Here is a 24,236-nt window from a genome sequence, read left to right as displayed (position 1 = left end):
ACTCCATTGGGAATTTCTGTTTGTTTTGATCAGTTTACTTTTTCAAGATCGCCCAGCATCCAGCCACTCTCCAACCATCCTTCTTGCGGCCCATATAGACGAAACAAAAGGAAGTACGGCTCCGTGGTTGGTATCCAGTTGCTTTCCACGCCCTCCGGTGCCTCTGGTCCAAAAAAGATGTCGTAAGAACCGTCTTCATTAGCCTGCATCGCATCAGTGTCGCGCTCGGACAAACCGACAGGATCAACGTTCCGAATGAAACTCTTGGTCTCCATCGAGTAAACAATCACGGACCAGAAATCGTCGGCGGGTGTGTCTGCCGGAACGTTTAGTCGGTAGGTTTCATTGTGGTCGTACATTTCGCCATCGCTATCGCGTAGGCCAGTCAGATAAAATGTACCCCCGCCCAGTTGTTTCGGCAGGTATGTAATCCAGAAATAACTGCCGCCCGCACGTGCATCCACAAGGACTTCAGTCTCAGTCTCATACGGGAAACCTGCCTCGGGTTGACCTTCGGCAAAGTCCCATATCAGCCACTGGCTTTTCATCTCGCCGCTATCGTCGACCCAGAGCGGATTCATGGCTTTGCCGGGCGTTACAAAGTAATTCTGCATTGAGGCATACGCCAACAACAAACCCTCATTCATTGCTTGCATCTGAATTTCCGATGGCTCGAAAGGTTTTCCCTTTTCGATCCCGAGATCCTTCAGGAAATTTACCATGACCTTGTCTTGTGGTCTGACGGGGTTGTTTTGAACGTAATCGTTCAAATCCTGAAAGAAGGTCTCGTTGTAGTATGGAAGCGAGTCGTACGGCACTTCTGACGCTTCGAGATAGTTGTTGGGTGGTGGATTGTCGGCCTCAGACAGGTAGTACACTTTGATCGTTTGAGCGTAGTCGGCCGCATCGGCGTCCGTTCCGCCATTCGTCAGTTTTGGCCGGAACGAAAACCCATATTCGTAGGTATCTGTTTCAAAGGGAAGGTATCCCGCCTCAGTTAATTCTTCCAGCGACATATCCCCTTCGTAGCCTGGGGGTAGCATAAGGTACTTGCCGCCAGCACCTTCATCGAAACCGTCGGGACCAACGTCCACAATCGGAACATCCCAGGCACTTACGATTGTACCGAAGTAGTTCACCTTGTCGGTGGCAGCGGGCACTTCAATGACAAGGGGGCCGGGTTCGGAGGTCATCGAAGCCCAAGCATAGGCCGTAACATCGTTGGCCGTAAGAAACCCATGTTTGGAGTCGAACGGCTTGTTGAGATAAATGATGTCATTGTAGTCGCCACCGAGGTCGCGACGAATGCCCTTGAGGAAATCGATCATACCGGCGGCAGGCATTCCCCAGATGGCCGTCTGGGTGGCACGCTGCACCATAATCTTGTACTCGATGTCCTCGACCTCGGCTGATCGTGCAAGGATGTCGCCCGTGTCGTTGAAGGACTGCGAGAAAACTGGTGAAGCAGAAATACCTGCGCCGAGCACCATTCCCAAAAAATGCATCGAAAAACCGCCGTGTAGTGGCCGAAGTATTTTCATATTGCAATGCTCCCTGCTGTTTAGGGAAAGCTTGCACATCCGTTCAGCCGATGCGTATCATTTCACGACACGCGGGCGAACAAGCGGGTTGACGGATTGAACCTACCACCGATGATTTCGGCCAAGGCCTTGGGTGCGATGCCCCAGTTTGTGCTTGAAGCCGCTGGGGAAAGACGCCTGTTGCGTGCTTTTGACTCTGCCGATCTTCCTGTTCACTTCATTGAGGAAAGAGGCGGTTACATCTCGGAGCATGCCTTGGCGACCTTTGTGCACGAAGCCGCACGATCCTCGGGACAACAAAACATCGGATTGTTGTGGTCACCGTATCTCACTGTCGCTGACTACGGCGCCTGGGGGAGTTACGTTCTTTCTGCTCCAACGCTGGGGGCAGCGCTAATACGAGCTTCTGCCGTCATGCCATTTCATTCGTCCACGGATCGCGCGTGGCTTGAAACTTCGGGCACTAGCGCGCGCTACTGTTATCGTTTTGGACTTCGCTCGCATTTCGCGTATCCGGACATCGGTTTCTCGGCCGTTGGGGTTTTTTTGAGCATATTCCGCGCGTATTTAGGAAACGACTGGAAGCCATCGGCCGTGCTCTTGGACTTTCCGAAAGTTCCTGGGTTTGTCGAGGCAGAAGACACTTACGCTTGTCCTGTAATCTGGAACGCCACCCGCCTTGGGGTTGAGTTTGAAGCTTCGGCTTTGAGCTCCGAAGCCACGCCCAAAAAACTCACCGGCGGCTCGACAACTGTCGGAGATATTTCTCGCGAACGATTGGGCGGCCCACCTCAAACACTTAGAGGACAAGTCGAGGAAGTGGTTTGGCAACAACTTCATCGGGAGGAAATGTCGATTGATGCCACCGCGCGTTCGCTCGATCTTGGCGTTCGCACACTACAGCGGAAGTTAGCAAGCGAAGGGGTTCGTTTTCGCGAAATCGTCAACGATGTCAGGGTAGCAAGGGCCGAGGAACTCCTCACAGATACGCGCGAGACAGTCTCCAGTATCTCCTCCATGCTAGGATATGAAACCGCAAATAATTTCAGCCGCGCATTTAGGAAGGTGACGGGACTGACGCCCTCTGACTATCGCAAGATGAACTCCGGTCATACTTGAATGGCCGTCTGCAAAATCAAGCCGTTGGCGTCTGCATTGCTCACAAATTTAAGTTGAGGTTACCGAATTCAAAAACTGAAGAGATCCCGATCATACACAAAGCCCTTCGCAATACCGAGCTTCATAGCTGGGCTCTTGTGTTCTTTTACCATGAGGTCGGTGTAGTTATGTGCAAACCTCAAGATATCCACCAGATTCATAACTATGACCGGATTGTAGTACTGCTTGTAGTGCCACAGACTTCGGCGGCCCGAGGTCGCCAAGCGACGCTCAAATTCCATGACCTTGGTCCATGCCCGAGCGTGATACATGTCTACCGGATGCGTTCCCGCTCGAACTGCGAACTGGGCCATCTGGGCAAAGTCTAATCGTGTCGGGTCAGTGCGGAAAATCACCCGCTTTTGCGGCTCATTGATGAAGTGGAATGGGTAGTGAATGCCGGCCGTTTCAGACTGACCGGTATGATCCATTAGGAGCTCCCTGACGTCGGAGAGTGCCACATTGCCAAAGGAGGATTCCAAAAGGTACTCCATGGCGCCGTCTTGTGGTCTGGAGACAGCCTGATCACCGTCTCCAGGCAAGAACCCTGCCTGACGCATCAAATAATCCACGCGCTCTAATTCCCTGTTACCATCAGCCACAAATCCCAAGCGCCGCGGATGGCTTTCATTCTTTGCCATCGTGACGTCTGCAATCCGCACCACTTTCCTCTGCACTTCAATTTTGAACACAGCCGAAAAGGCTGAAGAGACACCCGTATCGCTGTCGACTGAAAAGTTCAGCAGTCGATACTTCCGACCGATCTTCTTCTTAATCAGCATGATATGGGCAAACTCGGCCGCGTCTTGTCGAACCCTAGCGGCCATCTCAAGGAGCCTGATATCGTCATCAAGCTCTCTTGGCTTTTTGTTACGGTGTCACCTACTTGATTTTGGGTTGGTCGCCTCGTGTCGTTTGCAAATGTACTCGATGTACTCACTGGCAAACCAAATCCGAGCGTTCTCCCGCATAGAACGAGGTTTTTCTTTGTCCCCGACAATATCCATCGCCTTTTCGACGGCAAGCGGGTGAACGTCAGGATCAACATCTGTTGTAGACGCAATGACATATTTTCTGTAGCTGTGGACGGTCCACATTTGACGCACTTCTACCAATTTACGAATACCTTTGTCGGGCCAGTTCACCTGAAGGATTTGTGTGTCCGTGGCGAAGTGAGGACAATCACCTTCAAAAACTTCGGGCAGTCGCTTCTCCCGATCTGCTGCAAACGCTTGGCATTGCTCGTGGATGAAGTCGATCTTCGAATAGACTTCCGGAAGTGATGTATCGAGCAATCGTGAGATAGCTGAACGCGTCACGCCATTAACCAGCGACCTAAAGACTTTAACATTTAGGTCGCTACGCTTATGTCGCCTAGTCGAGCGACCAATCGAAAAGGTCTTCTTACACGCTTTGCACTGATATCTTGGATCTCCTTTGGCCGTCTTACCGAACTTTCGATACCGGCTCGGCATAAGCTCAACGGTCGCTCCATGATTGATACATGCAACACTCGGACAACTTTCATGTTTTGTTCTTCTATTCAGGCGGGAGAGCCTTGCGTATTCTTCCGCCAATGCCTTGTTGGATTTGAGGATGCAAGACCGTCCGCAACTTGGGCAAACATAGGTGCGCTCATCGCCAGACCCGGAGACCTTGCCCCGCGCCAAGTTCGAACCAGGAGTAGCTGGACGGCCGCGCCCATCTCGCGGGTCAGGCAATACGCCGTAACGGTCACAAAGTGGATTGCGGCAAAAATTGACTGAGAAACCTCCAGGCAGGCGAGGAAGTCAAGTTCTCATTTTGTTCGCGGATGTTGCGAAGCCTTCTTGGGTTCCGGCACGTCACAAGCTCTTATTTCTAAACGAAAACGACCAGCAGCCGAACTGCTGGTCGATAGCTCGTCAACATTTACCTATAGTGGCTTGGCCCGAAGGCCCCCTTTTTCTTGTTTGTTGCAGGGAAGGGGCCAGCCCCTTCTTGCCCTGCGGCCAATTCATCCCCGGGATATTTGGGGCCAGATGAAGAAGCGGATCAGGTGAATTGGATCAGATCCCAGCGGTTGCCATAAGGATCGCGCCAGACGGCGACTGTGCCATAGGATTCAAAGCGGGGAGTTTCTTCGAAATGGACCCCGTTGGCACGCATCTGTGTGTAGTCGCGTTGGAAATCATCGGTTTGAAGGAAAAAGCCCACACGGCCGCCGGTCTGGTTGCCGATGGCGGCGCGTTGCTCGGGCCCGTCGGCTTTGGCCAGAAGAAGGCCGCCGCCGTCTGAACCCGGCGGTGTGATCAGGACCCAGCGTTTTCCGCCCCCGAGATCGATGTCCTTCAAGAGCTGGAAGCCAAGTCTTTCCGTATAAAACGCAAGTGCGTCATTGTAATCCTGCACCACGAGGGTGACGGCGTGCAGGTTCTGTTTCATCGGATGGTCAGCCCTTGGTGGGGTGGCGGTCGGGAAGCTGGATATTGGCCACTTGCTCGGCAATCGGAGCGGTGGACAGGGGGTGCCGTGAGGAAGAGCAGAAGGTATCCGGATCTGTGATCTTTTGCCATTCGCCCTGAACATAGGCCTCAAGCCCAGAGAATTTTGCCTTGTAGCCCATCTTGGGGCTGCCGGGGACCCAATAGCCCAAGTAGATATAGGGCAGGCCAGCTTCGCGCGCGATCTCGATATGGTCCAGGATCATATAGGTGCCCAGAGAATTCTGAGGCTGGTTCGGATCGTAGAAAGAGTAGACCATGCTCAGCCCATCATCGAGCACGTCGGTCAGGCTGACAGCGATCAGGTCGCCGGTCTCAGGATCTGCATATTCCACCACCCGGCTTCGAATCGGGGTTTCCTCGATCATTGCCGCAAATTCGAACACGTCCATGTCGGCCATGCCGCCGTCGGCGTGCCGGGTGTCAAGATAGCGGCGGAACAGCTCATACTGCTCGTCCGTGGCCCAGGGCGATGTGGCGCGGCGTTGCAGATATCCGTTGCGTTTCACCGCGCGTTTCTGGCTTTTTGTCGGGCGGAAAGCCGATACGTCGATCCGGGCGGACAGGCAGGCCGCGCAATCTGTGCAGGAAGGGCGGTAGAGTACATTCTGCGACCGGCGAAACCCCTGCTGCGACAGGGAATTGTTCAACTGTTCCGCACCTTCGCCCTGGAGCGCGGTGAACAGCTTACGCTCCATCCTGCCATCGAGATAGGGGCAGGGTTGCGGGGCCGTGACATAGAATTGTGGCGCAATTGGCAGCGTGTGTCGCATGAAGTTCCCAGATAGCCTCGGGAGGGATGATAGCAACCGTTCCCGAGGCCGCCAAGTGTTTCGCGCAACCGCGTGTCAGGCCCGTCGATTGATCATGACCGTGCCCAGAAAACTGTCGGTCAGACCCTGGCCGCGGGCGCTGGTCAACATCATGATCACCGAGATGATCTGGATCACCGCAAACGCCATGCTGACGAAATAGCCGGCAGTGTGGGCGATGGCCTTGCCCATATCCATTCGTTCTCCGAATGCGTCGCGCAATTCGATTCCCATGAACCGCATGCCCAGTGTAGCCGAGCCGTTGGTGATGGTTACTACGCGATAGACAAAGCTGATCACGGCATAGATCACTGCCAGAAAAAACAGACCGAGGCCTGCGCTCAACAGGATCGCCACCGTGCAGAGCAGCGAGATGAAGGCGATATCAAACAACCAAGCGACAAAGCGTTTGCTTGTCACCGAGTTGTAGAATTCTGGTTGGGTATCCGGGTCAGGCAGGTGGTTCATTCGTCAGGTCCGAAAAAAAGGGTCAGGGTACCCTGTCCCGGAATGCCGGGACAGGGCAAGGTCAATCAGGCGGGCTTGGCATTTCCGTCGTCTTCATGGTTCTCGCGGGCGCGTTCGTCCATGAACTCGTCGAATTCAGCCTTGTCCTTGGCCTCGCGCAGGCGGCGCAGGAATGCCTCGAAGTCCTGCTGTTCGCGTTCAAGGCGGGCCAGTGTATCTGCCTTGTAAGCGTCAAATGCGCTGTTGCCGGATGGTTTCATTGCGCTCATGTGGCTGTGCCAGGATTTGCGGCGGCTGCAGGATTTGTTGAACATGCGTTTGCTCCAGATCATGTAAGCCAGAAGGGCCAGGCCAACCGGCCAGAAAAAGATGAAACCAAGGACCATGGCGGCGATCCAGGCCCCTTTGCCTTTGTCATCCAGCCAGGCCTCGATTCGATAAAGCCATCCCGGATTCGCGGGGACGGCGGGGTCGGACAATGCGGTCATTTGAGCTCTCCAGGGTTGATGTAAACTCTTTTCACATTGCTTAGATGGGGTCGTAGACGAGGGTTGCAAGGGCTCAATGTAAAAAAGATTTACATTCAGCAATTCGGTTGACGGTGAGCGCCATCAGCCGCAGGTTGCGGAAATGGATATGACAGAACACAAAACGGCACCTGCACTGAGTGAGATTCTGAATTTGGAAAAGCAGGTCTGGATGGCGCTGGTTGAGGGCAACGCAAGCGCAGACCGGGCTTTGCTGAGCGCGGATTTTCTTGGGGTCTATCCGACGGGATTTGCCAATCGTGACGATCATGTCGGTCAATTTGCAGACGCACCGACGATGGCCGAGTTTGAATTGAGCGACGAGAGATTGCGTGTTCTGACACCGGATATCGTCTTGCTGTCCTACAAGGCCGATTACCTGCGCCCGGGTGCGGCAACGCGCGAGGCGATGCTGATTTCTTCTTTGTGGGAACGCAGTAACGACGTTTGGGTCAACAGTTTCAGTCAGGACACGCCGGTTCAGAACACCTGATCAGAATGCCCCATTGACGATCACGCGCCGCGATGCGCAGTTTGCGCCCATGACAGACGTTTTAGCCATTTCACGACTTCCGCGCCCTTTCGATCCATCCCTGGGGGCCGAGGCGCAGGCCCTGATGCCTGATTTGCCGGCCGAGATGGCAGAATTGGTGGCGGGCACCGCCGGTTCCAGCCCCTATCTGAAAAGTCTGATCGAACAAGAGGAGGGCTGGCTGCCCGAGGCCCTGATGCACCCGGATCAGGCATTGGCTGACGTCATGGCTGCTGCGCGTGATCTGCCGCCGGATCAGTTGAAACCCGGATTGCGGCAGGCCAAGCGGCGAATGGCTCTGCTTACGGCGTTGGCCGATATTGCAGGTGCGTGGCCATTGGAGAAGGTCACGGCGGCCCTGACCGATTTCGGTGCGCTGGCCGCGGATGTTGCCGCCAAGGCCGAGATCGCGACACTGATCCGGCGCAAGAAGCTGCCGGGCATGACCGAGGATGATGTCGAAACCGCAGCCGGCCTGGTCATACTGGCGATGGGAAAGATGGGCGCGCATGAGCTGAACTACAGCTCGGATATCGATCTGATCGTCCTGTTTGATGAGACGCGCTTTGACCCCGAAGACTTTTACGAGGCCCGGCAGGGCATGGTTCGGGCCACGCGCAACTTCTGTGCGACGTTGAGCGAGAAGACGGCGGATGGCTATGTGTTCCGAACGGATCTGAGGCTGCGCCCCGACCCGGCCGTGACACCGGTTTGCATGGCGATGGAGGCCGCCGAGCGGTATTACGAAAGCCTCGGTCGCACGTGGGAGCGTGCGGCTTACATCAAGGCGCGGCCCTGCGCCGGGGATCTGGATGCGGGGCAGCGTTTCCTGGACGGCTTGCGCCCCTTTGTCTGGCGCCGCCATCTGGACTTTGCCGCCATTCAGGACGCCCATGACATGCGCCTGCGCATCCGGGAAAACAAAGGGACAGGCGGGTCTTTGTCGATCCCCGGTCACGACATGAAACTGGGGCAGGGCGGTATTCGCGAGATCGAGTTTTTCACGCAAACCCGCCAGTTGATCGCGGGCGGGCGGGACGCTGACCTGCGGGTACGAGGCACGGTTCCCGGGTTGGCGGCGCTGGCGGCAAAAGGCTGGGTGCCACAGGATGTGGCGGACAAGCTGACAGATCATTACCGCGCGCACCGCGAAGTCGAACATCGCATCCAGATGATTCATGATGCCCAGACCCACAAGGTGCCGAACTCACCCGACGGGATCGAACGCGTCGCCTGCCTGATGGGTATCAGCAGTGCCGAGTTGACGCAGGACCTGAAAAACCGTCTGACCGAAGTGCATGAGCTGACCGAAGGGTTCTTTGCCCCCGGACCTGGTGCGGCGCCCGCCCATGTACAGGATGTGGAGTTCGACAAGAACGTTCTGGCCCGATGGACGACATATCCGGCCCTCAGGTCCCAGCGCGGCGCGCGGATTTTCGAACGTCTTCGCCCCGAGTTGCTGTCACGTCTGGCCAAAACCGCCAAGCCCGACGAAGCATTGTTGGCTTTGGACGGGTTCCTGGCGGGCCTGCCCGCCGGGGTGCAGCTGTTTTCGCTGTTCGAGGCGAATCCGCAACTGATCGACTTGCTGATCGATATCGTCGGAACCTCGCATGCTCTGGCTTCGCACCTGTCCCGCAACGCGTCGGTGTTTGATGCGGTGATCGGGGGCAGTTTCTTTGCGGATTGGCCCGGGCAAGAGGCGTTGCAAGCGGAATTGACGCAGGCTTTGTCGGAAGAAACGGATTATGAAACCCAGCTTGATCTTGCCCGGCGCTGGTGCAAGGAATGGCATTTCCGGGTCGGCGTGCATCACCTGCGCGGCCTGATCGACGGAAAGAAGGCAGGTCGGCAATATGCCGAGCTTGCGCAGTCGGTCATCGCGGCCATCCTGCCGCATGTCACCGAAAATTTCGCCCGCAAACACGGCCCTGCACCGGGGCGCGGCGCTGCCGTGCTTGGGATGGGGTCGCTGGGGGCAGGCCGGATCAACTCGCAATCCGATCTGGACATGATCGTCATCTACGATCCTTTGGATCAGGACATGTCTGACGGTCCGCGCCCTTTGGCCACGCGCACGTATTATGCGCGGTTCACGCAGGCCCTGATCACGGCATTGTCCGCGCCGATGTCGCAGGGACGCTTGTATGAGGTCGATATGCGATTGCGTCCCTCGGGCAATCAGGGGCCGGTTGCGACCAGTTGGGCCAGCTTTGTCAATTACCAGCGGAACGAAGCCTGGGTGTGGGAGCATCTGGCTCTGACCCGCGCGCATGTTGTTGCCGGGGACGCCGGACTGGCCGAGGAAATCGAAGCCTTCCGCACCGAGTTTCTGTCGCACCCGCGAGAGCAGGGGAAGGTTCTGCGCGAAGTGGCCGAGATGCGGTCACGTCTGGCCGCGGCCAAGGCACCCGCCGGCATCTGGGACGCCAAGAACGGCCCCGGCCGGCTGATGGATATCGAATTGATGGCCGAAACCGGTGCTTTGCTGGCAGGGTCCGCGCAGCGCGATGTCGCGTCGGGTCTGGATGGTGCCGTCGCAGCCGGGTTGCTGGATGTCGCGCAGGCGCAATCTCTGAAAGACTGCTATGACCTATTCTGGTCGGTGCAATGCGCCGCGCGGTTGCTGTCGGGCAAGACAATCGAAGCCGACAAGATCGGCGAAGGCGGTACTGCATTTTTGTGCCGCGCCACCGGGTTCGAACAGGTCGAGGCGTTGCAGGCGGCATTGCAGGAATGTTACACGACCGCGGCCGATCTGATCGGCGGCGTGATCAAGGGGGAAGAAGATGGCGCGCAGCAGTGATCCCAACGACCACAAAGGTCTGATCCGCGAAGCCTATCGAATCGACGGCATCACCCTGCCAGAGTGCCGCAGCATCTTTTTGGACTGGGCGCTGAGCCTTCCTGCGGATCGCGACCAGAACACGGCGCTGGCCGAGCTGCACGCGGGCTATGCCGAGCAGAACCCCGATCATCCGATGACACAGGTTCTGACCGAAGGCCTTCAGACGGCAAAGGCCCCAAAACGCCGCGGCGGTTGGCGATCCCGTAACCGCTAGGGCTTTCGCACCGGCGCGTTCAGGACTATGAGGGCGCCATGACCCAATCTGCCGACCGTCCCCGCATCCGCCTGAAACCCAAAGCCAATGCGCGCGGCCTGCGCCATGGCTTCCCCTGGGTCTACGCCAATGACATCGTCTCGGACCGCCGTACCAGAAAAATCCCCGCGGGCGCTCTGGCAGTGCTTGAAGATGACAAACGGGCGCCCGTCGCGCTGGTCGCGGTCAACCCCGCGTCCAAGATCATGTGCCGGGTGCTGGACCGTGACATCGACGCGCAGCTTGACGCGACGTGGTTCGAGAACCGTTTGCAGCGCGCCCTCGATCTGCGGGAAAGCCTGTTTGACGCCCCGTATTATCGCCTGATCCATGCCGAAGCGGACGGCTTGCCCGGCGTCATCATCGACCGCTTTGGCGAGGCCTGCGTCATTCAGCCGAACGCGGCTTGGGCCGAGGCGCATCTGGATGTGCTGACCCAAGCTCTGGTCAAAGTCACTGGCGTGACCACGGTGCTGAAGAACGCCTCGGGCCGTACACGCGGGCTGGAGGGGTTGGACGACGTCAACCAGGTATTGCGCGGAACCGCGCCCGATGCGCCCCTTCCGGTGCCGATGAATGGCGCCACCTACATGGCGGATCTGACAGGCGGTCAGAAGACCGGGCTGTTTTACGACCAGCGCCCCAACCACGCCTTTGCCGCGCGCCTGGTTCATCCCGATGCGCAGGTGCTGGACGTGTTCAGCCATGTGGGCGGCTTCGGTCTGGCGATGCTTGCAGGTGGAGCGGGGCAGGCATTGTCCGTCGATGGCTCAGCCGCCGCGCTCGACCTCGCGAAACAAGGGGCCGAGGCGTCGGGCCTTGCTGAAAAGTTCCAGACCCGACAGGGCGACGCGTTCGAGGTTCTGACTCAATTGGGCGAAGAAGGCGCGCGATTTGACGTGGTGATCTGCGATCCGCCCGCGTTTGCACCGTCCAGACAAGCGCTGGATGCGGGGCTGCGCGCCTATGAACGTATCGCACGACTGGCGGCGCCTCTGGTCAAACCCGGTGGTTATCTGGGGCTGTGTTCATGTTCGCACGCGGCTGACCTGAGCCGGTTCCGCGATGCGTCCTCCCGTGGGATCGGGCGCGCCGGGCGTCAGGCGCAACTGATCCACACCGGGTTTGCGGGTCCGGATCACCCGCAACTGCCGCAACTGGCGGAAAGCGGCTACCTCAAAGCAGTGTTCTACCGCCTGTGAAGGCCGTTCTCGACACCTGCGTCATCTATCCCACGGTGATGCGCGAGATGCTGCTGAGCGCGGCCCGCCTTGGCCATTTCACTCCGATCTGGTCTGCCCGCATCCTCGAAGAATGGGCCCGCGCCGCGCGCAAGCTGGGCCCGACGGGCGAGGCGCAAGCCCGCGCCGAAATTGCCTTGGCGCAGGCGCAGTGGCCGCAGGCCGAACGCGCGCCGGTCCCGGGGTTGGAGCAGCGCCTCTGGCTGCCCGACGCAGCCGATATCCACGTCCTGGCGACGGCCATCACGGCCTCGGCTGACGTCATCGTCACCGTCAACGCCAAGGATTTCCCCAGAAATATTCTGGCAGAGGAGGGGCTCGACCGCCGAGATCCCGACGGCTTGCTGCATGGTCTCTGGCTATCGGACCCTGACGGCCTGGCGACCATCGCCGATCGCGTTCTGAGTGAAGCCATCCGCCTTTCCGGCCACCAATGGACCTTGCGCGCGCTGATGAAAAAGGCCCGCCTTCCATGCCTTGGCAAGGCGCTCACTCAATAGACTGGGCCCCCCTTCATCTGGCTAAAAATATCCCGGAGAGCGCGAGAGGCTGGCCTCTCGCTGCGCACCCTCAGCCACGCGCCCAACGCTGCTCAAGGGCCTCCAGTGCCGCAATGCGCTCACCCGTTTTCGGGTGGCTCATCAACCATGCCGGGGCAACGCCCGCCCGTTGCCGCGTCAGGTCTTCCAGCTTGTGAAACAAGGATTTCTGCGGCCCGATCCCGATTCCGGCCTTGGTCAGCAAGGCGGCGGCATATTCGTCTGCCTCATACTCATCCTGTCGTGAGAGGCGCGAGGCCAGCAATGACGTCAAGGCATTCGCAATCATCGCTCCGATGAACGGAATAAACCGGTTCAGCACCATGATCAGCGCCGTCCGCATTGCGTTTTGACCTGAAAAATCAATCATCCGTCGCTTTGCATGACCCAAGGCAACGTGCCCCAACTCATGTGCGATCACGCTGGCCATCTCCTCGGCCGAAACCTCTCCGTTGCGGAATTTTCGGTAAAACCCGCGCGTGATGAAAATCCGACCGTCCGGAGCAGCCAGCCCGTTCACCGGGTCGATCTCGTAGATATAGACGGGGACCCGATCGATTTCCAAAGCTGCGGCCAGCCGGTCCGTCATCCGTTTCAGCACCGGGTCGGCCAGTTCGGTCGATTTTGCGTCCAGCTCACGATGGGTGCGCCAGACCGAAATGCGGTACATCACGATGGCGTAGCCAATTGCCAGCAGGATCGGGGTCAATCGAAGCATGTCAAAGATATGGTCCGAACATGGGCATTGCGCAAGTCACACCTGCGGGATGTTCGTCGGGACCCGCATGTTCGTGCGCCGAAATCGGCAAAACCCTCCTCGTGCGCCGAAACAGGCACAACCTTCGATAAGTTGTGATCTTGCGATATGAGCTGTTGATTATTTCAACGATCCCACTTAACCGACGGGGCGCTATCGATGGGGGACCCATGACCGACAAGAACTATGAAGCGCGTCACCTGGAAACACTCGACCGGGATTTGCGGCGCTTTTCACGCCTAGAAATGGCGACCGCACAGGCTGGACGGCCCTTTGTGGGCTCAGGGATTGCCCTGGCATTCATTGCTGCCGCAGGCCTTGTGGCCGCTTTTCTGTTCGGGCAGGGCAACAACACGCTTGTCGTCGTGATCGCGGCGATGTTCGGGGCCTATATGGCGCTGAATATCGGGGCCAATGACGTCGCCAACAACATGGCCCCTGCGGTGGGGGCGAATGCGCTGACCATGGGCGGTGCCATCGCGATTGCCGCCATTTTTGAAAGCGCCGGGGCGCTCATTGCCGGGGGCGATGTCGTGTCGACCATCGCCAAGGGAATTATTGCGCCGGAAAGCATGGGAACGGCCAATGTCTTCATATGGGCGATGATGGCGGCGCTGCTGTCCTCGGCGCTTTGGGTCAATCTGGCCACATGGGTCGGTGCGCCGGTTTCCACCACGCATTCGGTTGTGGGCGGCGTCATGGGGGCAGGGATCGCCGCGGCTGGGTTCGGCGCCGTAAGCTGGGGTACCATGAGTAAAATCGCCGCCAGTTGGGTGATCTCGCCACTTCTGGGAGGCTTGGTCGCAGCCGGTTTCCTGTGGTTCATCAAGGCCAGGATCATCTATCAGGAAGACAAGATCGCCGCGGCCCGCAAATGGGTGCCGATGCTGGTCGGGATCATGGCGGGCGCCTTTGCATCTTATCTGGCGCTCAAGGGCCTCAAGAAAATCATCAAGATCGATCTCGGGACGGCGTTGCTGATCGGTGCGGCGTGTGGAGGGCTGATCTGGGCAGTGATGATCCCGGTGATCCGCCGCCAGTCCGAAGGGCTTGAGAACCGCAACAAATCGCTGAAGATTCTGTTTGGAATTCCACTGATCGTCTCTGCGGCGCTGCTGAGCTTTGCGCATGGCGCAAATGACGTTGCCAACGCGGTGGGGCCGTTGGCCGCGATTGTGCAGGCTTCTGCCTCGGGCGATTTCACTCATGCCGTCAGCATTCCCCATTGGGTCATGGTCATCGGTGCGTTCGGGATATCGTTCGGCCTGTTCCTGTTTGGTCCGAAACTGATCCGCATGGTCGGCAGCCAGATCACCAAGCTCAACCCGATGCGGGCCTATTGCGTCGCCCTGTCGGCCGCGATCACGGTGATCGTTGCAAGCTGGCTGGGCCTGCCTGTCAGTTCCACCCATATCGCGGTTGGCGCTGTCTTCGGGGTCGGGTTCTTCCGGGAATGGGATGCCGAGCGGAGGCTGAAACGCGCAAGGCTGGCCTTTCCCGAACGCCCCCGCGTCGCGCCGGAAGAACGCCGCCGCCGCAAGCTGGTTCGCCGGTCGCATTTCCTGACCATCGTTGCCGCGTGGGTTATCACTGTTCCCGCCGCAGCAATGCTGGCAGCGATCCTGTTTCTTGGGATTCAGGTGATTGCCGGGTAAACTCTGGCGCTGACCTCAACGGGTCAGCGCTTTCATTCCCTGTTCCAGCCCTGCCAGGGTCATCGGCACCATGTGGCCTTCGAAGATTTCCTGAATCATGCCGATGGAATGGGTGTATTCCCAATATTTCTCGGGCACGGGATTGATCCACAGGTTCGACGCCCATTGATCCCGCGCGCGTTGCAGCCAGACCTGCCCGGCCTCGGCGTTCCAATGCTCGTTGGCGCCGCCGGGATAGGCGATCTCATATGGGCTCATCGAGGCGTCGCCGACGAAGATGCATTTGTAGTCGGGCCCATAGGTGCGCAACACTTCATGCGTGGGCGTCTGCTGGTCCCAGCGGCGGCGATTGTCACGCCAGACGCCCTCGTAAAGGCAATTGTGGAAATAAAAATATTCCAGATGCTTGAACTCGGACCGTGCGGCTGAAAACAGCTCTTCCACCACTTTGATATGCGGGTCCATTGAACCGCCAACATCCAGGAACAGCAGGACCTTGACCGCGTTGTGACGTTCGGGGCGGGTCTTGACGTCCAGATAGCCGTGTTCGGCCGTGGCGCGAATGGTGCCGTCCAGATCCAGTTCTTCCGCAGCACCTTCGCGCGCCCAGCGGCGCAGGCGTTTCAGGGCAACCTTGATGTTGCGCGTGCCCAGTTCAACCGTGTCGTCCAGGTTTCTGAATTCGCGCTTGTCCCAAACCTTGACCGCGCGCTGGTGGCGGCTTTCCTTTTGGCCGATGCGCACGCCTTCGGGATTGTAGCCATAGGCCCCGAAAGGAGAGGTCCCGGCCGTGCCGATCCACTTGTTGCCGCCCTGATGGCGGCCTTGTTGTTCCTTGAGACGCTCGCGCAGCGTGTCCATCAGCTTATCGAAACCGCCAAGCGCCTCGATCTCGGCTTTTTCTTCATCCGACAGGTGCTTTTCGGCCATTTTGGCCAGCCAGTCGCCGGGGATGTCAACGGCTTCCAGAACTTGGTCAAAGCTGATCTCGTTCAGTCCTTCGAAACTGGCGGCAAAGGCGCGGTCGAACTTGTCGATGTTGCGTTCGTCCTTCACCATCGACACGCGGGCGAGATAGTAGAACGCCTCGACATCATAGGTGGCCAGACCCTTTTTCATGCCTTCCAGAAAAGTCAGATACTCCCGCAGCGATACCGGGATGCCAGCTTTGCGAAGGTTTTCGAAAAAGGGCAGGAACATCGTGTCAGCCCACCAAACGCACCAGAACCAACGAGATCACCAGACCCACCAGCGCAAAGGCAATGCCGTATCCGGCGGCATATTGCGCCATGTCGGCGCGATTGCCGCTGCGCTTTTTCGCGGCCAGTGCGCCCAAGGTCGCACCCAGTGCCGCCATTCCCAGAACTACCAACATATGTGTGTCATCCGTCTTTCGTGCCATCCGTGTTTCTTCGGCCATTGCCCCGCGACAATGACTGGGCCACCAGATCCGAGCCAAACCCGTACCGCGCCCATCCCAGGCTGTCCAGCCTGACGACACGTGCCTGCTGTATCTGCCCTGCCTGTTTCAGCGCTTCTGATTTCAGCAACAACAACGTGGCCAGCAGAGACGCATTTTCAGCCCGTGTCATGACATCGATGGCCCTGTCCAGTTCAGGCAGAACACTGGGCCCCTTGTCCTGTGCCAGAGCAAATGCCGCGGTTTGCGTGGTGACATAGGCCTGATGCACCTCTGTGCCGGGCGTGGCCTTCAGAAATTGCTGCGCAATCTGAAACTGGCGCTGAGCTTCGTTGGGGTCCCGGAATTGTTCCATCCGGCCCATCAGATAATGGGGATAGGCGCGGCGGTGATCTGTCCATCCCTGTTGCTGCCCGATCCGTGCCGCCTTTCGCGCCGCGCGCATCTGTCTGGGCGAACCCGACCCCGGCCCCAGTGATTTCTGAATCGCGTCAATCCACTCGCGCGGCGTATCCGTGAAGGGTTGAACGGGCACCCTGTCCCCGCGCGGGTTCATCCGGCTGAGAACCCCCGGGATGACCGCGGCGACCTGATCGCGGGTCATGCCGGTGCGCAGTTCCGGCGCATAGGCAGCCCGCAGGATCAACATGTCGAACCCGGTCAGAACCGTATGGATATTGTCGTCGTTAAACACCGAATCCGGCAGGTGATACAGATCGTTCAGCGGACCAAGCGCTTGGGCCAGTTCTTCATGCAGGCAATCACGTATTTCCTGCGGACTGACGTCGTATGGGATGAAAATCCCAAGCCGTTCGCGTTTGCGCAGTTCAGTCCAGCTGCTTTTGATCTTTCGGCGGTCACGGCGATATTCTTCAAGGCTCGAGGAGTTGGGGACGACGAAACAGGCCGCATTGGGCAGAATGCGCAGAATGTCTTTCTGGCTGACGGCTTCGATGGTGATATTGGCCTGTCCTTCGTCGATCTGTCGGATGTTGATCCCGGCCTCGCGCTTCAGACGGTTGAGCAACCGGGTCAGATCCTGCTGCATGCTTGCGGTCGGCGATCCTGTCAGGCGGACTGTGACCGGGGTCTCAAAACGCGTGAAAACGGGCAGGGCGGCGCCGCTTTCCAGTTCGAAATGCAGGGACAGGAAGTCAGAGGCGATGTTCTTGTTGGACCGAGCAGGCGGCGAAGGGCGCGCCGTTGAAAAAGACTTTGCAGGCGGCAGGCTTGCTTCGATGGGCGCGACCTGATCGGGCAGTTCGATCGTTTCAACCGTCGCGCAGCCGGCAACAACCAGTGCCAGAAAAAGGGCACTCAATCGCTTCATGAGCGGGCGTACTTGATGAACGGTGTCAGTGTGCCGATGCGATCATACAGTTTCCGCGCAGTGTGGTTGAATTCCTGGGTCAGCCAATAGACCGACGGCGCGCCCTGACGATCTGCCTCATCATAGACCGCCTGGATCAAGGCCCGGCCAACGCCTTCCCCCCGCGCCTCGGGGCGCGCGAACAGGTCTTGCAGGTAACAGACCTTTTCCACCTTCCAAGCGTGGCGATGAAACAGATAATGTGTCAGTCCGACCAAGGCGCCATTCTGCTCGGCAACGAAACAGGAAAAATCCTGCGGGTCGTCGCCCAGCAGTCTGGAAAAGGTTGTTTCGTATACATCATCGGGCAGGGCGGTTTCATAAAATGCCAGATAGTCCCGCCACATGTCGGCCCATTGGCTTTTGTCCTCGGCACGCAGGGTGCGGATTGTCAGTGCGTTCGCCACGCGTTTCATCCAATTCTGTGGGCGGCGAAGCTCTGTTTCGCCAGATGGACCGATGCTGGCATCCGGGCCGTCCCAAGGCAAGCCATGATCACCGTCTGGTCACCGTCCGGCTATCGTTTGCCGCGTGCCATAAAGGCCAGACGTTCGAACAGATGCACGTCCTGTTCATTCTTCAGCAACGCGCCATGCAGCTTCGGAAGCGCATCTGCGCCGCCGCGCTTGAGGTCTTCGGCGCTCAGGTCCTCGGCCAGCAGCAGCTTCAGCCAATCCAGCACTTCCGATGTTGACGGCTTTTTCTTGAGCCCCTGCGTCTCGCGGATTTCATAGAACTGGGTCAGGGCGGTGGTCAGCAGCGCATCCTTGATGCCGGGGTGATGAACCTCGACGATGCGGCGCATCGTGGCCTCGTCCGGGAAGCGGATGTAGTGAAAGAAACAGCGGCGCAGAAACGCGTCCGGCAGTTCCTTTTCATTGTTCGAGGTGATGATGACGATAGGGCGGTTTTTGGCCCGGATCGTTTCCCCTGTCTCGTAGACATGGAACTCCATCTTGTCGAGTTCCTGCAAAAGGTCGTTTGGAAACTCGATATCCGCCTTGTCGATCTCGTCGATCAGCAGAACGACCTTTTCGTCGGCCTCGAAGGCCTGCCACAGCTTGCCCTTGCGTATATAGTTCGACACGTCATGCACGCGTTCCTCACCCAACTGGCTGTCCCGCAGGCGGCTGACCGCGTCATATTCATACAGGCCTTGCTGCGCGCGGGTGGTGGATTTCACATTCCACTCAATCATCCTCAGCCCCAGTGCGCCGGCCACCTGTTTGGCCAGCTCTGTTTTGCCGGTGCCGGGCTCGCCCTTGACCAGCAATGGGCGTTCAAGTGTGACGGCGGCGTTCACGGCAATCGTCAGATCGTCAGTGGCGACATATTCGGCTGTACCTTGAAAGCGTGCGGTCATGGGCCTCTCGTGTGGTTTTTCGTGATCCGTGGGCAGGTTGTGTTGTCCGGGTTACAGACGGTCAATGATTTTGACAACCCGCGTCCCTGCGTCGGTTGAGGCGATTTTTGCAGGAACTCCAAGCCCTTTTGGTTGATTCGTGCGCGCGAATGTACCCTGCCAATTGACACCTGCCTCAAAAAGGCCTGCTAAATTTCATAGAAAAACAGGGTTTTGTTGTTGTTTGTCTCATATTTAGACAAAACAGCACGAGGGCGTGCTGAAGCAACGTTTGTGTAGTGACAATCCCACGCCCGTCGGCTAAACGCTGCGCAGAAGGGGGTGCCAAATGTCAGGTGAAACATCCGCGACCGACGTTTCTGGCCATACCGAGGGAGCAAATATGAAACAGGAAGTTTTTCTGCCGGAGGATTACCGCCCGGCCGAAGATGAACCTTTCATGAATGAACGTCAGCTTGAATATTTCCGCCGCAAGCTGTTGGATTGGAAGAATGAGCTTTTGGCGGGCAGCCGCGATACGATCGAAGGGCTGCAAGACAACACCCGAAACATCCCGGATGTCGCAGACCGCGCGAGCGAGGAGACCGATCGCGCTCTGGAGCTGCGGACTCGCGACCGCCAGCGCAAGCTGGTTGCCAAGATTGACGCAGCCCTGCGCAGGATTGAAGAAGGTGAATACGGCTACTGCGAAAAGACCGGCGATCCGATTTCGCTGAAACGCCTGGATGCACGTCCGATTGCAACCATGACGCTGGAGGCGCAAGAGCGCCACGAGCGCCGCGAAAAGGTCCACCGCGACGATTGATCGCCGGGTGCAGCTGGAAAATTACGAACGCCGGGGCCTGTGGCTCTGGCGTTTTTGCGTTATGCGGGGGGCATGAAGATCAATCGGTTGAATTTCTGTGTAATTGGCGGCGGTATCGGCGGTCTGGCGGCTGCGTTGGCGCTGCGGCAACACGGGGCGCAGGTCACCCTGCTGGAGCAAGCCCCGGCATTGACCGAGGTTGGCGCGGGCCTTCAGATCAGTGAAAATGGGATGTGCGTGTTGCGGGCCCTTGGGGTGGCGGATCTGTCTGCGGGCCAGAAGTCGCACGGTACGATCTTGCGCGATTACCGCAAAGGCCGCGTTGTCAGCCGGCTGCCCGGGCCTACGGCTGGCCCGACCTATTATTTTCACCGTGCCGATCTGTTGAATCTGCTGCATTCTGCGGCCCGCAAGGCCGGTGTGGATGTCCGTCTGGGGGCCAAGGTTTCCAACGTGCAGAAACACCCCAACGAAGCCGAAATTCTGTTGGCGAGCGACGAACGGCTGCGCGCCGAATGCGTCATCGCCGCCGACGGTGGCCGAAGCACGATTCGCCCGGCTCTGAACGGGCCCGAGACACCCGAGTTCACGCACCAGGTCGCCTGGCGCGCCACCATTCCCTGGCGACCGGATTCAGGCGTGGTTACGGCATCCCTGACCATGGGGCCGGGTCGGCATGTCGTAACCTATCCTTTACGCGATCAAAGCATGATGAACATCGTTGCGGTCGAGGAACGCTCGGACTGGCAGGAAGAGGGATGGAAGCTGAAGGGCGATCCGGACGAGCTGCGCGCACGGTTTTCAGGGTTCGGCGGTCCGGTAGGTGAGATTCTGTCAAAGGTCTCGGATGCGAATCTGTGGGCCCTGTTCCTGCGCCCGGTCGCAGAAAAATGGCAGAACGGTCGTTTGGCATTGCTGGGGGACGCGGCGCATCCGACCTTGCCGTTCATGGCGCAAGGCGCCTGCCTGGCGCTGGAAGACGCCTGGACGCTTGCACGATCATTCGACGAACACTCGGGCGTCACCAGCGCGCTTGCCGCCTACGAGCAAACGCGCAGGCCAAGGGCAGAAAGCGTGGTTGCCGCGGCCGGGTCGAACGCACGCAATTTCCACCTGTCAGGCCCCGTCCGTTTGGCGGCCCAATGTGCGCTTATGGCCATAGGGGGGAAATTGTCACGCCGCTACGAATGGATATACAGCTACGACGTCACGGCCTGAACCGCTAAATATCCAGATCGACCCAGACAGGCACGTGATCCGAGGGTTTTTCATGCCCGCGCACGGCGGCATCAATCTGGCAATCCCGCATTAGATCTGCCGCTTGCGGGGTCAGCAGAAAGTGATCGATGCGAATTCCGTCGTTCCGGTTCCAGGCCCCGGCTTGGTAGTCCCAGAATGAATAGTGCCCCGCGCTTTGGGTGGTGGCCCGGAACGCTTCGGTGAAGCCCAGATTCAGGATCTTGCGGAATGCGGCGCGGCTTTCGGGGCGGAACAATGCATCGTCGCGCCATGCTTCGGGGCGTTTGGCGTCTTCCGCCTGCGGGATGATGTTGTAATCCCCCGCCATCAACGCGGGTTCTTCGGTTGCCAGCAAATCACGGGCACGGTCATATAGCCGTTCCATCCATGCCAGTTTGTAATCGTATTTCGGGCCGGGTGCCGGATTGCCATTGGGCAGGTACAACCCACAGATCCGAAGAGCCTTTTTGCCAACGACGGTGGCTTCTATCCAGCGGGCCTGTTCATCCGCGTCATCGCCGGGAAGGCCGCGGGATACATCCTCGAGGGGAAGCTTCGACAAGATTGCAACGCCGTTGAAGCTTTTTTGTCCGTGGGTTTCCACGTTGAACCCACGCTCTTCGAATATCTCGCGCGGGAAGTTTTCATCGACCGACTTGATCTCTTGCAACAGCACAACGTCCGGCTGCGCTTCGTCCAGCCAACGGGGCAGGGCTTCGACCCGCGCTTTGATGCCGTTGATGTTGAACGTGGCGATTTTCATGCGCGATCCTCCGAATACTTGGTGCAACCTATCGCGCAGAACGGGCCCAACGGCAAGGCGGAGATCGTATTTGCGAGGCTCTGCCTCGCGCTCCGGGATATTTTTGGCCAGATGAAGAAACGGATTATTAACCGAATTTCTTCAAGCTGAAGTTGCGGGACAGGCGGGGACGCCGATGACCGCGCCAGGTGAAGCCCTCTGGTCTTTCGGTCAGAGGGCGGACTCCTGCTTCATCTGGCTGAAAATATCCTGGGGGTGTGGGGGCAAAGCCCCCACGGTTACATCGAAAAAGATGTGCCACAACCACAGGAAGAGGTGGCGTTGGGGTTGTCGATCACAAATCGCGCGCCAATCAGTTCCTGGGTGAAGTCGATAACCGCGTTTTCCAGAAAGGGCAGCGAAATGGCGTCAACAATGACTTTTTGCCCTTTGCCTTCAAGGACCAGATCATCTTCTTTTGGCGTATCCAAAGCGATTTCGTATTGAAACCCCGAGCAACCGCCGCCTTCCACTGCGACGCGCAGTGCCTGACCCTGATCCGCCGCGCCGATTTCTGCGAGGCGTTCAAAGGCGCGATCCGTGACTGTTGGGGGCAGATTCATGCCGGTCTCCAAAGGTTTCCTTCCGTTACGCCATACAATATAGAAAGTGCAAGGACAGGCGACAAGGACGGGCCATTTGGACAGAGCTAGTTTTGCCTCGGATCCGGACCGCACCAGGGGACGGCTCGTAGCCGAGGAGGAAAGCAGTTTCCGATCATGCTTTCAGCGCGATCGGGACAGGATCATTCACGCCAGTGCCTTTCGGCGCCTCAAACACAAGACGCAAGTTTTCGTTGAGCATGAGGGCGATAGTTACCGCACCCGCCTGACCCATTCCATCGAGGTGGCGCAGGTGGCCCGGACCATTGCCGGTGCCCTGGGCCTGAACCCAGAGCTGACTGAAGCCGTGGCTCTGGCGCACGATCTGGGGCACACGCCCTTTGGACATACCGGCGAAGACGCGTTGCACGCGTTGATGAAACCCTATGGTGGTTTTGATCACAACGCGCAGGCCATTCGGATCGTCACAAAGCTGGAGCGCCACTATGCAGAATTCGACGGGTGCAACCTGACCTGGGAATGTCTGGAAGGGATAGCCAAGCACAATGGTCCGGTAGAGGGCGATCTGCCCTGGGCATTGGCCGAGTGCGATCAGGAGTTTGATCTAGAACTGCACACCCATGCCAGCGCGGAAGCGCAAGTTGCCGCCCTTTCTGATGACATAGCTTACAACAATCACGATCTTCTGGACGGGTTGCGCGCAGGGTTGTTCACGGATGACGATTTGCAGGACCTGCCGATTGTCGGGGTCTGTCACGCCGAGGTGGATGCCAGATACCCAGGGCTGGATTCCTATCGCCGGCGTCACGAAGCGCTCAGGCGGGTTTTCGGGGTCATGGTGGCGGATGTCATCAACACTTCGAACGATCTCATTGCCGTGTCTGGCGCGCAGTCCGTCGAAGAAATCCGACATCTTGGGTATCCTGTCATCCAGTTCTCGGATGAGGTTTGGGCGCAACTGCGTGAAATCAGGTCGTTTCTGTTCACACGGATGTATCGCGCACCCAGGGTGATGTCAGTGCGGGCAGAGGTGGCAAAGATCGTGGAAGATCTGTTTCCGATCTACATGAACGATCCCAGGCAAATGCCTGTGCGCTGGCACGATGACATTGAAGCTGCCAGGGACGACACAGCCTTGGCCCGCATCGTTTCCGATTACATTGCGGGCATGACCGACCGATTTGCCTTGCAGGACCATGCGCGGCTGACGGGCTGATCACTCCACGGCTATGTAAGCGATGGCCCAGACTTGCTGAGCGGCTTGTTTAGCGGACTGTTCGGCGTTCTTCGTTGGTGGGAACACGATCATCGTCGGGCCGTAACCTCCGATCCCCATCGGTGCGCCATCAGCATGCGTTGCAACGATCGGTTTGTGCGTGGCTATACTGTCCCACTCGATTTCAGCCTGATACCCATCCAGCGCCATGGGAAGAGCGGTTTTCCCCTCGGCCCCCGCCAATGTCATGACGTCTGCCAAAAGCGGACCTGAAAACCTGTATTCCCGCTCATTGCGCGGAGGACCATAGGGGATCGTGATCTCGAACTGCTCCAGCCCGTCCAGCATGGCTGCGTCAAAACCAGCCGCGCCGTCATGCGTGACCTCCAGATAGCCCAGCAGACCGCCGTCATTCTGACCCCGCGCAGGCAGGTTTGTTTCGCTGACGGCGCCACCCAGCGTCAGCAGCACATGGCCTTTGGGCTGTGGCAGGTCGGCCAGCACAGGCAGGGCGGTGGACAAAAGCAAGGCAAAGGACAAGGCGCGGTGCATCTACGGTCTCCGGTAGCGGCGTACAGGCCCGAGATTAGCGAGATGTTTCGCCAAACCAAGCTTAAACATTAGGCGTCCATTGACCTTGCCGGT

26 protein-coding genes are annotated in these 24,236 nt (G+C 58.4%); 10 read left to right on the top strand and 16 right to left on the bottom strand.

Features of this window, described 5'->3' with window-relative positions:
• Positions 1 to 29: 29 nt before the first annotated feature.
• Positions 30 to 1,541, bottom strand: coding sequence for a DUF1214 domain-containing protein (locus GS620_RS04620; RefSeq protein ID WP_216597806.1), 1,512 nt, complete (start codon positions 1,539 to 1,541; stop codon positions 30 to 32).
• Positions 1,542 to 1,652: 111 nt separating this feature from the next.
• Between GS620_RS04620 and GS620_RS04615 the strand changes: the two genes are divergently transcribed.
• The gene (locus GS620_RS04615; protein ID WP_171614300.1) at positions 1,653 to 2,660 is read left to right on the top strand and encodes an AraC family transcriptional regulator; all 1,008 of its coding nucleotides are present in this window, start codon (positions 1,653 to 1,655) and stop codon (positions 2,658 to 2,660) included.
• 68 nt (positions 2,661 to 2,728) lie between these two features.
• Here the strand turns inward: GS620_RS04615 and GS620_RS04610 are convergent, their stop codons facing one another.
• The 6 genes from GS620_RS04610 to GS620_RS04585 form a co-directional block, all read right to left on the bottom strand.
• Positions 2,729 to 3,481: a hypothetical protein gene (locus GS620_RS04610; protein ID WP_171614298.1), complete on the bottom strand. Its 753-nt coding sequence runs from the start codon at positions 3,479 to 3,481 to the stop codon at positions 2,729 to 2,731.
• 96 nt (positions 3,482 to 3,577) lie between these two features.
• The gene (locus GS620_RS04605) at positions 3,578 to 4,018 is read right to left on the bottom strand and encodes a hypothetical protein (protein ID WP_171614296.1); all 441 of its coding nucleotides are present in this window, start codon (positions 4,016 to 4,018) and stop codon (positions 3,578 to 3,580) included.
• 715 nt (positions 4,019 to 4,733) lie between these two features.
• A complete protein-coding gene (locus GS620_RS04600) occupies positions 4,734 to 5,123 on the bottom strand; it encodes a VOC family protein (RefSeq protein WP_171614294.1) in 390 nt (129 codons plus the stop codon).
• 7 nt (positions 5,124 to 5,130) lie between these two features.
• Positions 5,131 to 5,955, bottom strand: a complete 825-nt coding sequence (locus tag GS620_RS04595) for an arginyltransferase (RefSeq protein ID WP_152458263.1) — start codon at positions 5,953 to 5,955, stop codon at positions 5,131 to 5,133.
• Positions 5,956 to 6,030: 75 nt separating this feature from the next.
• Positions 6,031 to 6,462 (bottom strand): RDD family protein, encoded by a 432-nt coding sequence (locus tag GS620_RS04590; protein ID WP_171115477.1) that lies wholly within the window; start codon positions 6,460 to 6,462, stop codon positions 6,031 to 6,033.
• Between the two features lie 65 nt (positions 6,463 to 6,527).
• Positions 6,528 to 6,950: a DUF2852 domain-containing protein gene (locus GS620_RS04585; protein WP_171614292.1), complete on the bottom strand. Its 423-nt coding sequence runs from the start codon at positions 6,948 to 6,950 to the stop codon at positions 6,528 to 6,530.
• 148 nt (positions 6,951 to 7,098) lie between these two features.
• On the opposite strand from GS620_RS04585, the gene GS620_RS04580 reads away from it, so the two are divergent.
• From GS620_RS04580 to GS620_RS04560, 5 genes are read left to right on the top strand one after another with little or no spacing between them, the layout of a single operon-like run.
• Positions 7,099 to 7,482 carry a nuclear transport factor 2 family protein gene (locus GS620_RS04580; RefSeq protein ID WP_253283786.1) on the top strand — a complete coding sequence of 128 codons (384 nt, stop codon included), beginning with the start codon at positions 7,099 to 7,101 and terminating at the stop codon, positions 7,480 to 7,482.
• Between the two features lie 49 nt (positions 7,483 to 7,531).
• Positions 7,532 to 10,327: a glutamine-synthetase adenylyltransferase gene (locus tag GS620_RS04575; RefSeq protein ID WP_171614288.1), complete on the top strand. Its 2,796-nt coding sequence runs from the start codon at positions 7,532 to 7,534 to the stop codon at positions 10,325 to 10,327.
• Positions 10,311 to 10,583 (top strand): hypothetical protein, encoded by a 273-nt coding sequence (locus GS620_RS04570; protein ID WP_152458258.1) that lies wholly within the window; start codon positions 10,311 to 10,313, stop codon positions 10,581 to 10,583. The genes GS620_RS04575 and GS620_RS04570 overlap by 17 nt, the downstream gene beginning before the upstream one ends.
• Positions 10,584 to 10,621: 38 nt before the next feature.
• Positions 10,622 to 11,824: an RSP_2647 family RNA methyltransferase gene (locus tag GS620_RS04565; protein WP_171614286.1), complete on the top strand. Its 1,203-nt coding sequence runs from the start codon at positions 10,622 to 10,624 to the stop codon at positions 11,822 to 11,824.
• Positions 11,821 to 12,363: an RSP_2648 family PIN domain-containing protein gene (locus GS620_RS04560; protein ID WP_171614284.1), complete on the top strand. Its 543-nt coding sequence runs from the start codon at positions 11,821 to 11,823 to the stop codon at positions 12,361 to 12,363. The genes GS620_RS04565 and GS620_RS04560 overlap by 4 nt, the downstream gene beginning before the upstream one ends.
• 70 nt (positions 12,364 to 12,433) lie before the next feature.
• Here the strand turns inward: GS620_RS04560 and GS620_RS04555 are convergent, their stop codons facing one another.
• Positions 12,434 to 13,120 carry a M48 family metallopeptidase gene (locus tag GS620_RS04555; protein ID WP_171614282.1) on the bottom strand — a complete coding sequence of 229 codons (687 nt, stop codon included), beginning with the start codon at positions 13,118 to 13,120 and terminating at the stop codon, positions 12,434 to 12,436.
• A 209-nt stretch (positions 13,121 to 13,329) separates the two neighbouring features.
• On the opposite strand from GS620_RS04555, the gene GS620_RS04550 reads away from it, so the two are divergent.
• Complete coding sequence (locus tag GS620_RS04550; protein ID WP_171614280.1) at positions 13,330 to 14,814, top strand: inorganic phosphate transporter; 1,485 nt, start codon at positions 13,330 to 13,332, stop codon at positions 14,812 to 14,814.
• 15 nt (positions 14,815 to 14,829) lie between these two features.
• Here the strand turns inward: GS620_RS04550 and GS620_RS04545 are convergent, their stop codons facing one another.
• From GS620_RS04545 to GS620_RS04525, 5 genes are all read right to left on the bottom strand, one after another.
• Positions 14,830 to 16,014 (bottom strand): VWA domain-containing protein, encoded by a 1,185-nt coding sequence (locus GS620_RS04545; protein WP_171614278.1) that lies wholly within the window; start codon positions 16,012 to 16,014, stop codon positions 14,830 to 14,832.
• 4 nt (positions 16,015 to 16,018) lie between these two features.
• Positions 16,019 to 16,216, bottom strand: a complete 198-nt coding sequence (locus GS620_RS04540; protein ID WP_171613446.1) for a hypothetical protein — start codon at positions 16,214 to 16,216, stop codon at positions 16,019 to 16,021.
• On the bottom strand, positions 16,197 to 17,564 hold the full coding sequence (locus tag GS620_RS04535; RefSeq protein WP_171614276.1) for a DUF2927 domain-containing protein: 1,368 nt from the start codon (positions 17,562 to 17,564) through the stop codon (positions 16,197 to 16,199). The genes GS620_RS04540 and GS620_RS04535 overlap by 20 nt, the downstream gene beginning before the upstream one ends.
• Positions 17,561 to 18,019 (bottom strand): GNAT family N-acetyltransferase, encoded by a 459-nt coding sequence (locus GS620_RS04530; RefSeq protein WP_171614273.1) that lies wholly within the window; start codon positions 18,017 to 18,019, stop codon positions 17,561 to 17,563. Before GS620_RS04530 ends, GS620_RS04535 begins: the two co-directional genes overlap by 4 nt.
• 101 nt (positions 18,020 to 18,120) lie before the next feature.
• A complete protein-coding gene (locus tag GS620_RS04525) occupies positions 18,121 to 18,966 on the bottom strand; it encodes a MoxR family ATPase (protein ID WP_152458249.1) in 846 nt (281 codons plus the stop codon).
• Positions 18,967 to 19,348: 382 nt separating this feature from the next.
• On the opposite strand from GS620_RS04525, the gene dksA reads away from it, so the two are divergent.
• Together dksA and GS620_RS04515 are read left to right on the top strand one after the other, a co-directional pair.
• Positions 19,349 to 19,771: an RNA polymerase-binding protein DksA gene (gene dksA / locus GS620_RS04520; protein ID WP_171167736.1), complete on the top strand. Its 423-nt coding sequence runs from the start codon at positions 19,349 to 19,351 to the stop codon at positions 19,769 to 19,771.
• A 72-nt stretch (positions 19,772 to 19,843) separates the two neighbouring features.
• Positions 19,844 to 20,989 (top strand): FAD-dependent monooxygenase, encoded by a 1,146-nt coding sequence (locus GS620_RS04515; RefSeq protein WP_171614271.1) that lies wholly within the window; start codon positions 19,844 to 19,846, stop codon positions 20,987 to 20,989.
• Between the two features lie 4 nt (positions 20,990 to 20,993).
• Here the strand turns inward: GS620_RS04515 and xth are convergent, their stop codons facing one another.
• Together xth and GS620_RS04505 are read right to left on the bottom strand one after the other, a co-directional pair.
• Positions 20,994 to 21,773, bottom strand: a complete 780-nt coding sequence (gene xth, locus GS620_RS04510; RefSeq protein ID WP_171614269.1) for an exodeoxyribonuclease III — start codon at positions 21,771 to 21,773, stop codon at positions 20,994 to 20,996.
• A 278-nt stretch (positions 21,774 to 22,051) separates the two neighbouring features.
• Positions 22,052 to 22,375, bottom strand: coding sequence for an iron-sulfur cluster assembly accessory protein (locus tag GS620_RS04505; RefSeq protein WP_152458245.1), 324 nt, complete (start codon positions 22,373 to 22,375; stop codon positions 22,052 to 22,054).
• A gap of 76 nt (positions 22,376 to 22,451) precedes the next feature.
• Between GS620_RS04505 and GS620_RS04500 the strand changes: the two genes are divergently transcribed.
• Complete coding sequence (locus tag GS620_RS04500; RefSeq protein ID WP_171614267.1) at positions 22,452 to 23,591, top strand: deoxyguanosinetriphosphate triphosphohydrolase; 1,140 nt, start codon at positions 22,452 to 22,454, stop codon at positions 23,589 to 23,591.
• Here GS620_RS04500 and GS620_RS04495 read toward each other — a convergent pair whose 3' ends face one another.
• Positions 23,592 to 24,143, bottom strand: a complete 552-nt coding sequence (locus GS620_RS04495) for a hypothetical protein (protein ID WP_171614265.1) — start codon at positions 24,141 to 24,143, stop codon at positions 23,592 to 23,594.
• Positions 24,144 to 24,236: the final 93 nt, after the last annotated feature.

The sequence above is a fragment of the Ruegeria sp. HKCCD6428 genome (genome assembly GCF_013110595.1).
Lineage (GTDB): Bacteria > Pseudomonadota > Alphaproteobacteria > Rhodobacterales > Rhodobacteraceae > Ruegeria.
The sequence above is the reverse complement of the archived record's forward strand: the minus strand, read 5'-3'. Positions and strand labels throughout refer to the sequence as shown.

What these genes read in the sequence shown, in the direction of transcription:
- GS620_RS04590 (WP_171115477.1), bottom strand. Translation starts at nt 6,462, where the DNA reads ATGAACCACCTGCCTGACCCGGATACCCAACCAGAATTCTACAACTCG.
- GS620_RS04555 (WP_171614282.1), bottom strand. Translation starts at nt 13,120, where the DNA reads ATGCTTCGATTGACCCCGATCCTGCTGGCAATTGGCTACGCCATCGTG.
- GS620_RS04615 (WP_171614300.1), top strand. Translation starts at nt 1,653, where the DNA reads ATGATTTCGGCCAAGGCCTTGGGTGCGATGCCCCAGTTTGTGCTTGAA.
- GS620_RS04575 (WP_171614288.1), top strand. Translation starts at nt 7,532, where the DNA reads ATGACAGACGTTTTAGCCATTTCACGACTTCCGCGCCCTTTCGATCCA.
- GS620_RS04580 (WP_253283786.1), top strand. Translation starts at nt 7,099, where the DNA reads ATGACAGAACACAAAACGGCACCTGCACTGAGTGAGATTCTGAATTTG.
- GS620_RS04540 (WP_171613446.1), bottom strand. Translation starts at nt 16,216, where the DNA reads ATGGCACGAAAGACGGATGACACACATATGTTGGTAGTTCTGGGAATG.
- GS620_RS04600 (WP_171614294.1), bottom strand. Translation starts at nt 5,123, where the DNA reads ATGAAACAGAACCTGCACGCCGTCACCCTCGTGGTGCAGGATTACAAT.
- GS620_RS04620 (WP_216597806.1), bottom strand. Translation starts at nt 1,541, where the DNA reads ATGAAAATACTTCGGCCACTACACGGCGGTTTTTCGATGCATTTTTTG.
- dksA (WP_171167736.1), top strand. Translation starts at nt 19,349, where the DNA reads ATGAAACAGGAAGTTTTTCTGCCGGAGGATTACCGCCCGGCCGAAGAT.
- GS620_RS04505 (WP_152458245.1), bottom strand. Translation starts at nt 22,375, where the DNA reads ATGAATCTGCCCCCAACAGTCACGGATCGCGCCTTTGAACGCCTCGCA.
- GS620_RS04550 (WP_171614280.1), top strand. Translation starts at nt 13,330, where the DNA reads ATGACCGACAAGAACTATGAAGCGCGTCACCTGGAAACACTCGACCGG.
- xth (WP_171614269.1), bottom strand. Translation starts at nt 21,773, where the DNA reads ATGAAAATCGCCACGTTCAACATCAACGGCATCAAAGCGCGGGTCGAA.
- GS620_RS04610 (WP_171614298.1), bottom strand. Translation starts at nt 3,481, where the DNA reads ATGCTGATTAAGAAGAAGATCGGTCGGAAGTATCGACTGCTGAACTTT.
- GS620_RS04535 (WP_171614276.1), bottom strand. Translation starts at nt 17,564, where the DNA reads ATGAAGCGATTGAGTGCCCTTTTTCTGGCACTGGTTGTTGCCGGCTGC.
- GS620_RS04515 (WP_171614271.1), top strand. Translation starts at nt 19,844, where the DNA reads ATGAAGATCAATCGGTTGAATTTCTGTGTAATTGGCGGCGGTATCGGC.
- GS620_RS04570 (WP_152458258.1), top strand. Translation starts at nt 10,311, where the DNA reads ATGGCGCGCAGCAGTGATCCCAACGACCACAAAGGTCTGATCCGCGAA.
- GS620_RS04525 (WP_152458249.1), bottom strand. Translation starts at nt 18,966, where the DNA reads ATGACCGCACGCTTTCAAGGTACAGCCGAATATGTCGCCACTGACGAT.
- GS620_RS04545 (WP_171614278.1), bottom strand. Translation starts at nt 16,014, where the DNA reads ATGTTCCTGCCCTTTTTCGAAAACCTTCGCAAAGCTGGCATCCCGGTA.
- GS620_RS04585 (WP_171614292.1), bottom strand. Translation starts at nt 6,950, where the DNA reads ATGACCGCATTGTCCGACCCCGCCGTCCCCGCGAATCCGGGATGGCTT.
- GS620_RS04595 (WP_152458263.1), bottom strand. Translation starts at nt 5,955, where the DNA reads ATGCGACACACGCTGCCAATTGCGCCACAATTCTATGTCACGGCCCCG.
- GS620_RS04565 (WP_171614286.1), top strand. Translation starts at nt 10,622, where the DNA reads ATGACCCAATCTGCCGACCGTCCCCGCATCCGCCTGAAACCCAAAGCC.
- GS620_RS04530 (WP_171614273.1), bottom strand. Translation starts at nt 18,019, where the DNA reads ATGAAACGCGTGGCGAACGCACTGACAATCCGCACCCTGCGTGCCGAG.
- GS620_RS04495 (WP_171614265.1), bottom strand. Translation starts at nt 24,143, where the DNA reads ATGCACCGCGCCTTGTCCTTTGCCTTGCTTTTGTCCACCGCCCTGCCT.